Annotated in this window: 12 protein-coding genes; all 12 read left to right on the top strand. The window is 39.1% G+C overall.

The annotated features are described in order from the left end of the window. A partial coding sequence (locus tag PHY73_08305; protein ID MDD3375702.1) for a chromosome segregation protein SMC occupies window positions 1–844 on the top strand: 844 nt, incomplete at its 5' end. Window positions 845–870: 26 nt separating this feature from the next. Then, window positions 871–1,227 carry a PilZ domain-containing protein gene (locus tag PHY73_08300; GenBank protein MDD3375701.1) on the top strand — a complete coding sequence of 119 codons (357 nt, stop codon included), beginning with the start codon at window positions 871–873 and terminating at the stop codon, window positions 1,225–1,227. Next, window positions 1,227–2,921: a GspE/PulE family protein gene (locus PHY73_08295; GenBank protein MDD3375700.1), complete on the top strand. Its 1,695-nt coding sequence runs from the start codon at window positions 1,227–1,229 to the stop codon at window positions 2,919–2,921. The genes PHY73_08300 and PHY73_08295 overlap by 1 nt, the downstream gene beginning before the upstream one ends. A gap of 3 nt (window positions 2,922–2,924) precedes the next feature. Further along, the gene (locus tag PHY73_08290) at window positions 2,925–4,124 is read left to right on the top strand and encodes a type II secretion system F family protein (protein MDD3375699.1); all 1,200 of its coding nucleotides are present in this window, start codon (window positions 2,925–2,927) and stop codon (window positions 4,122–4,124) included. Between the two features lie 45 nt (window positions 4,125–4,169). Continuing rightward, window positions 4,170–4,550 carry a prepilin-type N-terminal cleavage/methylation domain-containing protein gene (locus PHY73_08285; GenBank protein ID MDD3375698.1) on the top strand — a complete coding sequence of 127 codons (381 nt, stop codon included), beginning with the start codon at window positions 4,170–4,172 and terminating at the stop codon, window positions 4,548–4,550. Window positions 4,551–4,641: 91 nt separating this feature from the next. Next, a complete protein-coding gene (locus PHY73_08280) occupies window positions 4,642–6,114 on the top strand; it encodes a PilN domain-containing protein (protein MDD3375697.1) in 1,473 nt (490 codons plus the stop codon). Between the two features lie 3 nt (window positions 6,115–6,117). Continuing rightward, window positions 6,118–6,744: a hypothetical protein gene (locus tag PHY73_08275; GenBank protein ID MDD3375696.1), complete on the top strand. Its 627-nt coding sequence runs from the start codon at window positions 6,118–6,120 to the stop codon at window positions 6,742–6,744. Then, window positions 6,737–7,267 (top strand): hypothetical protein, encoded by a 531-nt coding sequence (locus tag PHY73_08270; protein ID MDD3375695.1) that lies wholly within the window; start codon window positions 6,737–6,739, stop codon window positions 7,265–7,267. Before PHY73_08275 ends, PHY73_08270 begins: the two co-directional genes overlap by 8 nt. A 2-nt stretch (window positions 7,268–7,269) precedes the next feature. Continuing rightward, a complete protein-coding gene (locus PHY73_08265; protein MDD3375694.1) occupies window positions 7,270–9,021 on the top strand; it encodes a secretin N-terminal domain-containing protein in 1,752 nt (583 codons plus the stop codon). Window positions 9,022–9,266: 245 nt separating this feature from the next. Continuing rightward, window positions 9,267–11,663 carry a prepilin-type N-terminal cleavage/methylation domain-containing protein gene (locus PHY73_08260; GenBank protein ID MDD3375693.1) on the top strand — a complete coding sequence of 799 codons (2,397 nt, stop codon included), beginning with the start codon at window positions 9,267–9,269 and terminating at the stop codon, window positions 11,661–11,663. Further along, window positions 11,663–12,235, top strand: a complete 573-nt coding sequence (locus PHY73_08255; GenBank protein MDD3375692.1) for a type II secretion system protein — start codon at window positions 11,663–11,665, stop codon at window positions 12,233–12,235. Before PHY73_08260 ends, PHY73_08255 begins: the two co-directional genes overlap by 1 nt. A 50-nt stretch (window positions 12,236–12,285) precedes the next feature. Next, window positions 12,286–13,497 carry a hypothetical protein gene (locus PHY73_08250; protein ID MDD3375691.1) on the top strand — a complete coding sequence of 404 codons (1,212 nt, stop codon included), beginning with the start codon at window positions 12,286–12,288 and terminating at the stop codon, window positions 13,495–13,497. Window positions 13,498–13,908 lie beyond the last annotated feature (411 nt).

Below are 13,908 nucleotides of genomic sequence, written 5' to 3'. Positions count from 1 at the left end.
GGAGGTCATTGAGTCCGCTGACGATTTCCAAAATGTGGAGCCTTCGACTTATAGGCTTGAGCAATATCAAGAGCAGATTAATCTTCAAAAACATAATGCAGAGGTTAGAGAGTTTAAGATTAAGCTTGCAGAGATGAAAAAAGAGCTTGAGGTTCAAGGTCTCGGAGAAGAGATCGAGCAGCTAAAGAAAAGGTGTGAATCTTTTGGAGTAGTCAATTTAGTTGCTATTGAAGAATATGAAGAGCTTCGGACACGTTTTGAATTTTTGACAAAACAACAGAGTGATCTTATTGAAGCAAAAGATGCTTTGCATCAAACGATTAATAAAATTAATCGAACAAGTCGACAAATGTTTGTGGATACTTTTACAAAGGTTAGCGAAGAATTTCGTATTTATTTTCGTATGTTGTTTGGCGGCGGGGAAGCAGATCTTATTTTGGTTGATCCCGACGATGTGCTTGAGTCGGGCATTGATATTATTGCACGCCCTCCTGGAAAGAAATTGCAAAACATTGGCCTTCTTTCTGGCGGCGAGAAAACAATGGCTGCGATTGCTTTGATTTTTGCTGTATTTAAAGTTAAGCCAAGTCCATTCTGCGTTTTAGATGAGATTGATGCCGCGTTAGACGAATCTAATGTTGGGCGATATAGCTATCTATTGCAAGAATTTTCTAAGATTGCTCAGTTTGTTGTTATTACTCATAATAAAAAGACAATTAATTGCGCAAACGTTATGTACGGCATTACGATGCAGGAGCGCGGGGTTTCAAAAATTGTTTCAGTCCGTTTGGCTGATGACGAAAAAGAAGTCCAAAAGGTAGACGAAATTCCAGTTGCTGTTTAAAAAGATTTAAGCGAAAGGATTCTGTTATGGATATAGAAAAAAGACGATGTCTTAGATTTAATCTTCCTGGCCGTGCGGATGTCACATTTGATCGTTCGCCGAGCAGTTGTGTTGTGGCGCGAACGCAAGATTTCTCTCGTCAGGGAATATCCATTGAAACAGAAGACTTTGATATGAAAGATTCAAAAACAGTTCAAATGGAGATTACTCCTGGTTGGGAAACCGATGAGAAATTCTCATTGGAAGGAAATGTTATTTGGCAGCGCATGCAAGGCAATCGATGTGTTTTAGGTGTTTCAATCGAAAAAATGGATGCTCAGAAAAAGAATGATTTACTAGAGCGTAGTTATTATCTTTGGCAAACAATTTCAAATTTAAAATAATGTCTTCTTCGGAAATTAAACGTATTGGGGATTTGTTGGTTACTAAGGGGTTGATTACATCAGATCAACTTAGTGATGCTTTGGAACATCAAAAAACAACTCCCAAGCGCTTAGGAGAAATTTTGATCGACAAAGGATATGTTGATCAGATGGCTTTAGTTCGCATGCTTGCTTCACAGTTCCATTTGCCGTTTGTTTCTTTGGAAGAAGAAGAAATTGATGATAAAGCTCTAGCTGCGATTCCGCCTGCCAAGGCGCGAGAGTGGAATATTTTTCCGTTTCGTCTTCGAGAAGGAGTGCTTACAGTCGCGGTTACAAATCCTTTGGATGTTACGCTTTTTCATGAATTGCGGTATTTGACGGGTTTTAAAATCAATCCTGTAGTCGCCTGTCCTGAAGACATTAATAATTTTACGTCTCGCTATTTTGGCGCAAGTCATAATATTGAAGAGGCTATTTTGGATGCGGATAAGGATGCCTTAGCAAGCACAGGTTCTCAAGTGGCCGATCAAGGAGATGTTGATCAGGCGCCAGTTGTTCAGTTGGCCAGGACTATTATTTCTGATGCGATCAAGCTTCATGCTTCTGATATTCATCTTGAACCTCAACGAAAAGATTTGCGTGTGCGTTATCGCATTGATGGCGTTTTAAAAGAAACGCTGCGTGTTCCTAAAAAAATTCAAATTACACTGACTTCACGCATTAAGATTATTAGTGGTATGGATATAGCTGAAAGCCGCAGACCTCAAGATGGCCGTTTGCAAGTAGAGATGGACAAGAAAAAATACGACCTTCGTGTATCTACTTTGCCAGATGCTTTTGGGGAAAAGATTGTTTTGCGTATCTTGGATAAAGAAAATATTAATTTAACTTTAGAGTCGCTGGGGCTAGATGCGCGAAATTTAAAGTTTTTGCGGGAAGCGGTCAAAACTCCATATGGAATTATTTTGGTTACAGGGCCAACCGGAAGTGGAAAGAGTACTTCCCTATATTGTATGTTGGGGGAGATCAATGATGAAAGCCGCAATATCGTGACTTTGGAAGATCCGATTGAATATGAAATTGATGGCATCAATCAAACGGCAATTAATAATTTAGCTGGTTATACTTTTGCTAAGGGGATGCGCCATATTTTGCGTCAAGACCCGGATGTGATTATGGTTGGTGAAATTCGTGATACAGAAACAGCTGAGATTGCCGTTCAGTCTGCGCTTACGGGTCATTTGGTTTTATCCACTTTGCATACCAATAATGCAGCAGGAGCTGTGATGCGTTTGCTGGATATGGAAGTGGAGCCTTTTTTGATTAGTTCGTCTGTTGTGGCTGTGATTGCGCAGCGGTTGTTGCGCCGATTGTGTTCTCATTGCAAAAAGCCCGCGGTGTTATCTGATAATTTAAAAAAGATGATGGAAGGATATTCTCCAGGTTTTTCACAAAAGAATTTTTTTACTGCCGTGGGATGTGAAAAATGTAATAACATCGGCTATCGAGGACGCACGGGTATTTTTGAGATTATGAATGTCACGCCAGAGATTAAAGATATGATTTTGCGCAAACCCACAGAGCGAGAAGTTGAAGAAGTCGCGATCAGCCAAGGAATGCACTCTTTGCAGAAAAACGCGATTGAAAAAGCGATTGCCGGAGAAACAACACTTGAGGAAGTCGCACGCGTAACCTTTGTTAAAAGGATATAAGATATGAAACAATTTGTTTATACAGCAAAAGACATGGCTGGAAAAGTATTAACTGGTGCTGTTGAGGCTGCTGATCGTCATGCCGCGATACGCATGGTTAGCGAAAAAGAATGTTTTGTTATTAGCATTAAGGAAGTTAATCGTCAAAAAGATCTTTTTCAAAAATCAGTGACTGTTGATACGGTTTTGGCTTTTACCAGAAAGCTTAAAGTCATGCTTGAGTCTGGAATTGATCTTTTGATGGTTCTAAAAATTTTATGGAGCCAGACAGAAGACAAGGCCATGCAACTTGTGGTTAGCGAAATACGTGTACTTTTGTCTAAAGGCGTGCCTTTGGCCAATGCGCTTAAGCGGTTTCCTACGGTTTTTTCTGATACCTATATTAGCTTAGTTGCCGTCGGAGAGCGTGGCGGTGTTTTGGCATTTGCTTTAGATAAAATCATGGATCATCTGATTCGGCAAAAAGGCATTACGCAGAAATTAAAAAAAGCTTTGACGTATCCGACGATTGTTTTTGGTTTAGCTGTTTTGGTCGTCGCTGGAATGTTTTTATTTTTTATTCCGATGTTTGAGGGAATTTTTAAAAAGATGAATGTTGATATGCCTTTTTTGACACAAGTGTTAATTGACATCTCTCATTTTTTTATTAAAACTTGGTGGATATTGCTTGGAATCTATATTATGATACATATAGGATTTAAAAAGTTTCGCAAGAGTCGCAAGGGACGTTATTTGACAGACAAATATGCTTTACGGATACCTGTCATAGGGCAGCTGATTTTTTATGTTTCATTATCACGATTTCTGCATACGTTTTCTGTTCTTTTAGAGAGTGGAGTTTCTTTGATGGATACGCTTCATGATTCGACTCATAGCACGGGTAATCAGTTTTTGAGTGAAAAACTTGCCTCGATTGAGGCGTATCTAAGCAAAGGCGCGCGACTAAGCGATGCCATTGGAAAAATAAAGATTATGCCAGATTTTGCATTAAGCTTAATTACGATTGGCGAGGAGACAGGATCGTTAGCAAATGCCTTAAAAGTTACAGCTACTATGGTTGATGAAGACGTGGATTATCAGATTAATAAATTGACTACGCTCATTGGACCGATTTCTATTATTTTGATTGGTATTTTTGTGGGTGTTGTTTTAGTGGCGATTTATTTGCCAATTTTCTCATTATGGGGTGGGTTAGAAAAATAAAAAATTAAGGTTATAAAATTTTTATAACATACTAAGGAGGAAGAAATGAAAAGACATGGATTTACGTTGGTTGAGATTTTAGTTGTTTTGGTTGTTATTGGTATTTTGATTTCACTTGTTATTCCAAATGCTTTGCGAGCCATTGATATTGCAAATACGCGTTCATGTGCGAATAATATTCGTACTTTGGATTCTGCGATTCAGCTTCATTTTGCTCAGAATCGTACTTGGCCAACTGCTTTAGATGATCTTTGCCCCTTTCTTGATGCAGCGTCTTGTACTGCTGGAGTTAATGTTATGGTCTGTCCTGTAGATGCGACCATTCCTTATACGTTTTTAGTTGATGCAAATAATAATAATAGCTCAATTGATCGAGGATCGGCGGGAGCGGGACATTTTGCGACTTTTCCAGATACGCACAATTAATTTGGTTTTTTATGGTGATTTGATTTCTTGTTAAGATTTAAATTTAGTTGAAATTTATAATATAAAAATATGGTAAAGGTTTAGGAAAAACATGCTCTCAATTTTGTTAGGACATAAAACTGCAAAAATTGCACAATTTCGTTTTAAAGGCAAAAAAATTGCCTTAAGCAAATTGTGCGAGCTTAAGCTTGATAACGATATTTTTCAGGACGGTCAGCTAAAGAATGTTGCGGCCCAAATTAAGGAATTTCTTAAAATTAATCGTATCCGACCGCAAAAATGTGTTTTTTCTTTATCGCATCACGATATTGTTTCTCGCGAGCTTGTTTTACCGCTTTTGCCTCGCCGAGAAGCAGAGGCGATTATTGTGAATGAAATTGAAAAAGCGCCTCGCTTTGCCAGCAATCCTTATGTTTATACGTATCAAATGCATACATATCCATTTGATCATAATACAAAAGTTATTTATTATGTTTTTCAAAAATCGCTTTTACAAACAGCAGAAAAAATATTGCGTCTTTCAGGTTGTCAACCGATTGCTTTTGACATTAGTCCTTTGAGCCTCCTTAATTCTTTTGTTGGATCAAAGGATGAAAAAATTGTGGTTTATATTGATGATAAGCTATCTCATTTGATGGCTTGTCGGGCACAAGAATGCCGATCTACGTATTTATTTAATTCAGGGGCAGAAGATTTGCTGAAGGATTTGGGTTCTGCTGGAGGGAATGGGTTTCGAAGTTTTTCTGGTGACATAAAAAGTCTTTTAAAGAATTTCTACGAAAACGAGAATTCGGAACAACTTCCGATTGTTTTTTGTGGTGAATATTCGCTAAATGGGGACTTTTTCAAGCAGATGACATCTCTAACGGGATATGATTGTTCGCCGCTTGTTTTTGATAAGAAATCAGTGGTTTTATTCAAAAGTATTGACGAGGATGATGTGGTCAGGCATTATGCGCCGGTGGTTGGTGCAATTTTCCGTTTACGTGGTCAAGGACATTATTTTAATATTTTTAATATTTGGGATTTTCGAAAAACTTCCGATTATTTAAAGGGGCTTTGGTTTAAAGTTATTTTTATTGCTCTTGCTTGTTGCGTGGTTGGCGCTAATGTTATTCTACCACGCTTAAAGGAAATGCGAATTTTAGAGGCATCGCAGGCATCTTCATTAAAACAGCTTAGTCTTCTCAGAAACGAAACGCTTGATTTACAACAAAAACGACAAGCATTAGAAGAGTTGAAAACGGCGTTGTTTCGTCAGACACAGGTTTTAAATCAAGTCCGGGCAAAGTCTTGGAGAGATTTGTTCAGCGCATTCAATGACAATATTCCAGATGACATTTGGCTTGAAACGGTATCCTACGATCAGCGGGAAAAAATTCTTGTTAAAGGAGCGGCGTTAGACTTAAATTCTGTTGCGCAGATGATGCAGAAGCTAAAAGCTGACAAACGTTTTTCTAATGTTAATCTAGCATCAACGAATGAGCGTAAAATAAAAGAAATTTTGTTGTATCAATTTTTACTTGAATTTAAGTTTTCTGATGAATCGTTGACCAAGGAATAAAATATGTATCATGAAAGTAAAATTGTTGTTCTATCAAAGTCACTGACTCAGTCTCAAGTGTTAGGGTTTGCGCTAATCTTTTTTTTGATATTGGGATTAGGAGGCTCGTATTATGTTATTTCACAGCGTCAGCAAGAGTTGCAGAAAAATAGTGTTACTAATGTGGCTGAGGTTCAGAAATTAACAGAAGACAAAGAACGTATGGGTACGTATCTTAAGCGTTATGAATCTTCTATTGATGAATTTAAAAAGATTTTGTTTAAACAAAGAGATGTATCCTTGTTTTTAAATGGTATTTCAGATATATCGCAGAAAAACAATGTAAGCGTTGTTTCGATAAAGAATTTACCTGAAAAGACGATTGCTATTAATAATCAGAAAGTGAACAAGGGAAATTTGGGAAATCTTTTTTCGAAAAAAGACTTATCGATGATAATCGCGGTTACGCCACTTAAGATTAGCATTGAAGGAAAGATCGACGATGTTCTTTCCGTTTTAGGAGCTCTTGAGCAAACAAAGCAGTTGCTGACGATTAGTCAGTTTGATTTTAAGACAAGGGATTATCCTCGGATGAATGTGGATTTTCAGATCAATTTATATGGCTTGGGAGACAAAGACTCTAATGAATAATTATTATAAAGAACTGCGCTTATGGATTATGTTTTTTATTGTCATCGGATTTCTTGGTCTTTGTGGTGGTGGATGTGATCAAGGAATAGCGTTGATGAAAAAAGTCGTTGCTCCTGCTGCACCTGTAGCGGCACAGCAGGTCAGCATGGTAGATGAAGACGAGGATGTAGATTTTTCTATTTTAACGCGCGCTGAAAATGTGCGTCTTAAGCGAAACTTTTTTAGACCTTTAATCGGCCCTGGATCTTTAAAGGAAGAAAGGGCGCTGGAGGCAGGACTGGATCCAGATGCAAAGGTCGGATTGCCACAAATGACAACCCCAGAGGTTTTAGGCCTTGTTTTAAAAGGTGTCTTGATGGCTGAGGAGCCGATTGCTTTTGTTAGTTCGCCGGAAGATGATTTTGTTCTGCGTGCTGGTGATTTTATTGATACCATGAAAGTAGAAGATATTAGCGCTGGGGAGGTTGTTTTCTTGCTTGAAAACGGACAGATAGCTATTTTAAGTAATATTAAGGAGGAATAATAATGACAAAACGGATGGGTTTTTTGGTTTGCGTGATTTTATGCGCGTGTTTTTTTGTACTTTATCAAGGCAATGGCGTTGTTGTGAGTGCTCAAGATAATAATGTAGATCAGTTTAGCGATATTGTTAACGACCTTGAGCAAGAGATTATTAGTTCTCGTCAAGCGCAACCGGCCTTAGAGGATACTTTGGATGAGGAAGCCGCTTTTGATGAGCAAGCTGCTTATGATGAGCAAGATGCTTATGGTGAGGAAGATGCTTATGATGAGGAAGCCGCTTATGATGAGCAAGATGCTTATGATGAGGAAGCTGTCTATGATGAGCAAGATGCTTATGACGAGGAAGAGGCCTATAATGAAGAAGATTCTTTTAATCGAGGATATTTGTATAAATCGGCTGAGTCTTCAGAGTCTGCTGAGATTGAACCAGAACCTATTGAGACAAAGGAAGCAAAAGTTTTTATTCCTTCACCAAAGATTATAAGAACGTCGAGTCATCCCATAGAAGTTTCGCCTAGTGTTTCCGGTCCTGAGTGTATCACATGCGATCTTCCATCTAAACCGACGGAGAGCGATCTCGTCCGTGTTGATGCGAGCAGCAAGCGCTTGGCCAAGCTTGAAAAAGCTGGCGAGAGGATGACTATTGATTTTAAGGAATCTGAGCTTGATAAGGTTTTTCGTCTTTTTTCGGAGTGGGCTGGGATTAACATTATTCTTGATCCAAAGTTAAAAGATGTCATGGTCACAGTCCATTTAAAAGATGTCACATTGACAGAGGCCATGGATATTGTTCTAAATTCGTATGGCCTAAAACAAGCTGAGGTAGGGGATTCTATTTTTGTTGCGTCTAGCGACAGAATTAATTCAATGGACTCGGTTACCAAGGTCATACAGCTTAAGAACATTAAGGCCAAGAACGTTGAGAAATTACTAAAAGATATTGTTAAGTCTTTGGCTTCTGATGAAGAGTCAAATGCGATTGTGATTACAGGCACACCTTATGAGATTGAGGAAGCATCAAGAATTGTTGCGAAAGTTGATCGACCTCAAAAGCAAGTGCTTTTGACCACCCAGATTTTAGAGGTTAACTATAGCTCTGATAAAGAGATTGGTGTTGATTGGAATGATTCAACGTCTATTAGTTTTCAGGAAACAAAGAATCTTGGCCAGATTGCGGATGGAGCTACGATAACTAGTCAACCTCCTCCGCTTCATATTTATAGAATGGGGCGTACTGCGCTCAAGTTTGACCTAACAATTAAGCATCTTTTGAGTACGGGCAAGGCCAAGCTTTTAGCAAATCCAAAAATTACGGCTGTTAATGGCAAAGAAGCGCATATTTTTATTGGAGATTCTATTCCTTACGAGGTTACAACCATTTCAGGGGGAGCGACTTCAACCGAGGTACGTTTTACAGAAGCAGGGGTAAAGCTAGCTTTGACGCCTTCGATTATTGAAGATGATTATGTGGTTGTGACCGTGGCTCCTGAGGTCAGTTTTATCGCTGGCTGGAGAGGCACAGACGATCAATATCCTTGGGTGCGTACGCGGCGAGCGGAGGCCAGTATGCGAGTCAAAGATGGCGAGACATTTATCTTAGGAGGCCTGATCAGTGAAGACGATAAGGTCAATAATTATAAATTTCCATTTTTAGGCGACATCCCGATATTGGGAAATCTTTTTAAATACGAAAAAACAGAAAAAGATAAAAAAGAGATCATTATTACTGTTACTCCGCAGATTATTGTCAATTAATTTTTGGTGTTATTTCTTACCCCGCCACAGAAGTTTCTTCTCTGGCGGGGTTTGTTGTTTTTTTTCATTGTTTTTTCTCGCTTTTTATTGATATTTCACCTTTTGTCGACGAGACAGTAAAGACTTAAGAAAGCGCTTTCATAAATTCTTATTTTTGACCATTTTTCTGTGTTTTATATACTATACTTATTATAGATAAAGGATTTTAATTCAGCACTTAATTGTGTTGACGAAAGGAGATTGTTATGGGTATTTTTACGCGCTATTTTAAAGTTTCGAATCAAGGTTTTACTCTTTTGGAGGTTCTTGTGAGCGGAATTATTTTAGGCATTATTTCTTTTAGCACTTATACGGTGTTTAATAATTTCTCATCTTCTCAGGTTCGTTCGCAAGATAGAATTGTTGCGGCCGACGCGGTCACTTCTCAATTCGAAAATATTAAAAGAGGCGTAGAAAGCAATCCTGCTACTTTTTCAACTTTAACGTCAGATCCAAACTGGATTCCTATTAATGTCCCTAATTATCCTGCTGGCCATTTTCAACAGCGCGTTACGTATACTCCAAATACACCGCAAGCGAATATCACTCAGGTTGTTGTTGAGCTTCAGTGGACAGATCAAAAAGGGGCCACGCAACAGTCAAGCAATGTTTTTTCCCTTTCTGAGCCCTCAAGTTTTGTTTTTGGAGATATTATTGGTACAGTGTTTGATAATACAAATCCCGCTAGTCCTGTGCCATTGCAGAATGCTGTAGTAAGAATTGCAAATGCACCCGCTGCTGCGCCGTGGGTCGTAAACCAGTTTGTTCGAACAGATCCGTCTGGCAATTATAGTTTTAAGAATTTGCAGGGTCGAAATACTCTTCCGGTTGGTAATGGTTATCGCCTAAGGGCGAGCTTTACTGGACTTCAGACATTGACGCAACCTCAGGCTCCAGCTGCCGCGATTAATTTGCCTGATATTCCAGATATTGTCCAAGATTTTTATTTGGTTCCATCAAGAGCTACCATCAGTGGAAGGTTAGTTGATTCTTCTAATAATCAGGGTATCGCGGGAAGGAGTGTTTCTCTTGATACACACACGACTCCTGTTGATCACGATGTATTGCAAACAGATGCTCAGGGCAATTTTAGTTTGAATATCAGTAACTTTAGTACAACTGTTACTCAGAGATGTTATACGGTGGCAACGGGTTCTGCTGATACCGCTTTGGTTGATTTTCCTTCGTATTTCATTCAAGGGGGTCAAGGATTTGTGGGTAATTTTTGTGGTCAGAAATTTGCAAAGGGATGGTCTTCATCTGTGTTGGGTAATAACCCTGCACCTGCAATGTCTTTATGTCCTGCTGCAATAGGCAATCCTTGGTTTGGCTCAGTAGCAACAGAAGCCGAAATGGACATGAACGGTGATGCAACGCGAGGCATATGTGTCAGTGCTGGAGATAATGTTAATTTAGGGGATATTACCCTTGAGCCAATACAAGATTTTTCAACGTTGATGATTACTGTTGATGTTGCAGCGATTTCTTTACCTGCTATAACTCCTAATTCAGATGTGCTGGTTAAGGTTCAATGGGGCGATGGTAGTCCTTTTGCAGAGCTGACGACTCCATTTACTGGGGCTTCAACTTATAATCTTTCTATTCAAGTTCCATGGTTAGACTTAATTGGCGTTGATCCTAATTATATGTTTACACAAGCTTTTCTTAATGCTAATGTGGGAGCCTGTTGTGGGGCTCTTGGTGAACAGGATATTGCTTTTAAATCCGAGAAGACAGCCGTTGTTATTGATTCTGCGCTAGAATCAGTTGTTTTGGATATTGATGATGATCCAGGAAGCCTTTGTGGGGATGCAAATGGAAGCCTTTCTAATCTTGAGACAGGTGCTCCATTTGGCTCAGCTGATTGTAGAGTTACAATCACAGGGCAGACATTTGGGGTATCTCTAGAGGCTGAAGGTTGCAACTGGTCTTTTCATTGTTGCCCGACGTGTCCGGATAATTTAATACCAGAAAAGGGTGTGGCGTTGCAAGATACGTATAAAATTGATTTTAATAAAGCTGCGTATTACGAAAGATCATCGTGTGGTATTTGCGCGTGGCCGCATAAACCAGTAGAAGTTTTGAGTATTGCGCCGAATACGATTCTTTATGATGGATCAGGTACTATTATCGGCAAACAAATTAATTCTACGCCAGTTCCTCACAATGTCGGTCTTTACAGAAAAGGATATGGAACAATCTCTGGTCAGGTTGTTGATCAAGACGGGAATCCTGTTTCCTTTGCTGAGGTTAGTCTAGAGCCGTATTGTAGCAGTGGCAATGATACGCACGGAGAGCCGATTTTTGAAACTACAGCAGATATTCAAGGGTTTTATAGTTTTGGGTTTGAAGATCTTAATGGAAATGGAACTATTGATTTGGATGAAAAAGTAGTTGAAACTTGGCCGCCAAATAATAATTTCAATAATTTGCCGGCATCGGTGAAGCCTCACATGGTTAACGAAAATGCTAGACATAGAGTGAGAGCGACAGGCACAAGAGGGTCAGAAACAAAATCAGGTTCTACTGGAAATATTCTTCTTAATAAAGATCAAGATAAGCTACATGTTAAGGTTACAATTACATTTATTGGAGAGGTTTGATGATAAAAAATAGACGTGGATTTACTTTAGTTGAGATGCTTGCTTCAGCGATTACAATTGGAATCCTGTCTGCGATGATGTATTCGATTTTTTTAGGAGCATGGATTAGTTTCGAGACTGAAATTACGCGTATTGATTTGGCCCAAGAAGCTTCAAGGATTTTGAGCGTTATTGAAGAAGATGTTATGGAGTCTTTAAGCTTAGCTGTTAATGGGGGAAATTTAACGATTAACTTTCCGCCTCCCTTGCTTACAGATCCTACAGATCCATCATCTCCTCCGATTTTTGCAGGTACTTTTGGAACGGGAAATTTTCCGGAAAGCCAAGTTGATTATCAGTTGGCTGTGACTCCCTTGTCCGCGCCAGATTTAACTTTGACAAGGGTGGGGCAGACAACTGGCACTAGCACAGTGCTTTCTCAAAGGGTTGATGCAAATACTAATTTTGTCTTAGAGAATAATCCAGCTTTTGTTAATGGGTTTATTTTGACAGTAAATTTAGATTTAAGGGATCAGGTGTTTAGACAGGTGGTTTCATATCAACAGACGAAGGAGATTGTGGCACGTAATTGATAAAAAAGTTTATTAAAAAAGAGGCTTGGAGGTTAAGGATGAAAAATAAAATGATAAAACAAAAAAAGGGAATGGCGCTTGTAGGTGTACTTCTTGTCATGCTTTTTTTAGGAGTGTTAATGATGATGGCTTTTTTTAGCGCGAGCGCGTACACAACAAGCTCAATTGTTCAAGAAAGTTCTGACAGCGCTCTTTATTGCGCGCAAGCGGGAGTGGAGGAAACTTTAAGGCAGCTTCGAAATGGGGCAGGGCTTAATTGGCTAGGAACGGTCGACGCTGGAGGAAATCCGATCTTTCAAGATGTTAATAATCCCGCGAATCCTGCTGTTCCGGCAGGACAATTTAGTATTGCGCAAGTGATTTTACCCGGAGGACTTATTCCAGATGGAGTTTGGTTTAATATTCCTTTTCGCATTACTGGTTGGGCGCCGAGCCTTGATGGGCAAATTGCCACTCGAACTTTAGAAGTTGTTGTGCGAGCTATGGACCCGGCTACAAATATTTTTACGGCTAATGCTCCTCTTACAGCAGGGGCCGGAGCGACTATTGGCGGCAATGTTTTTGCTGAAAGTTTTGCTTTTGCAACCGCTACAGCAGCGAATCCAATAACAATAACTGGAGATTTAAATTATATTCGTAATTTATCTAGAGCTAATCAAGCAGACGTTGACGTTCAAGGAGACATTAATCAAGTAGCAAATATTGTATTTCCTTCGATTAATATGAATAACTTTGCTAGTGCAGCACCTGGATTCAATTTTGCTGGTAATACAAGCTTGGAAGGATGGACTTTTGATGGCTCAACAATTCCAGGCGGTATTATTTATGTGGATGGTGATTTGCATATTAGTGGTCATGTGGCTAATCAGTCTATTGCGATTGCGGCCACAGGGGATATTTATATTACAGGTGACATCACAACAGATAATAATGATGTTCAGCTTGGACTTTTTTCAGATAAGAATGTGTTTATTGCTTCCAGCGTTTCAGGTGATTTAAATGTTGATGCTTTTATTATGGCAAAAGATGGATTTGAAGCTGAATACGATGCAACTAATCCAAAAGATACTTTAAACTTTAACGGAGCGGTTTGCGTGTTTGGAAATCAAGTTGGAAGTACGTCAGCAATTGATACCAGTGCATTCACACAAAGGAACTTTGCTTACAATCCTCAGTTAGCAGCTAATAATAATATTCCACAGATGTTCTTTTTTGCGGATTTAATTGAGCTTGCTGTGGCAGGGGAGCCTGTTTCGCAGTAGGTTGGCTAAAGTTTTAAGAGTTTTCAGGTGGGGCAGAACACAGATGTGTTCTGCCCCATCCTTTATTATTTTGATAACTTTGATCGTAGATTTTTTGTTCTTAAGGAGCGCTAGTGCTGTAAATTAGCAAAATTCATGTTGAAATCTGTTGTTTTCCGGCGATCTAGAATTAAAAAAAATATCATTGCTCTTAACCCTCTTGACAAGTTGTAAACTACTATATGTCAGTATTTTACACTCTAGCCTAAAAGAAAGCGCTTTCTTGACATCATCAAAAGCATATGTTATACTTTGGCAACTTTAAACCGATTGGCATTATATTCATATGATATTAGAGATTATACGCACCTTTAATTGGATTGACATTGTTATGGCAGCGCTGATAATTCGCTCGCTTTATATCGGGATGAA

The sequence above is a fragment of the Candidatus Omnitrophota bacterium genome (assembly GCA_028693815.1).
Classification (GTDB): domain Bacteria; phylum Omnitrophota; class Gorgyraeia; order Zapsychrales; family Aceulaceae; genus Aceula.
This window is presented reverse-complemented; position numbering and strand designations above follow the sequence as displayed.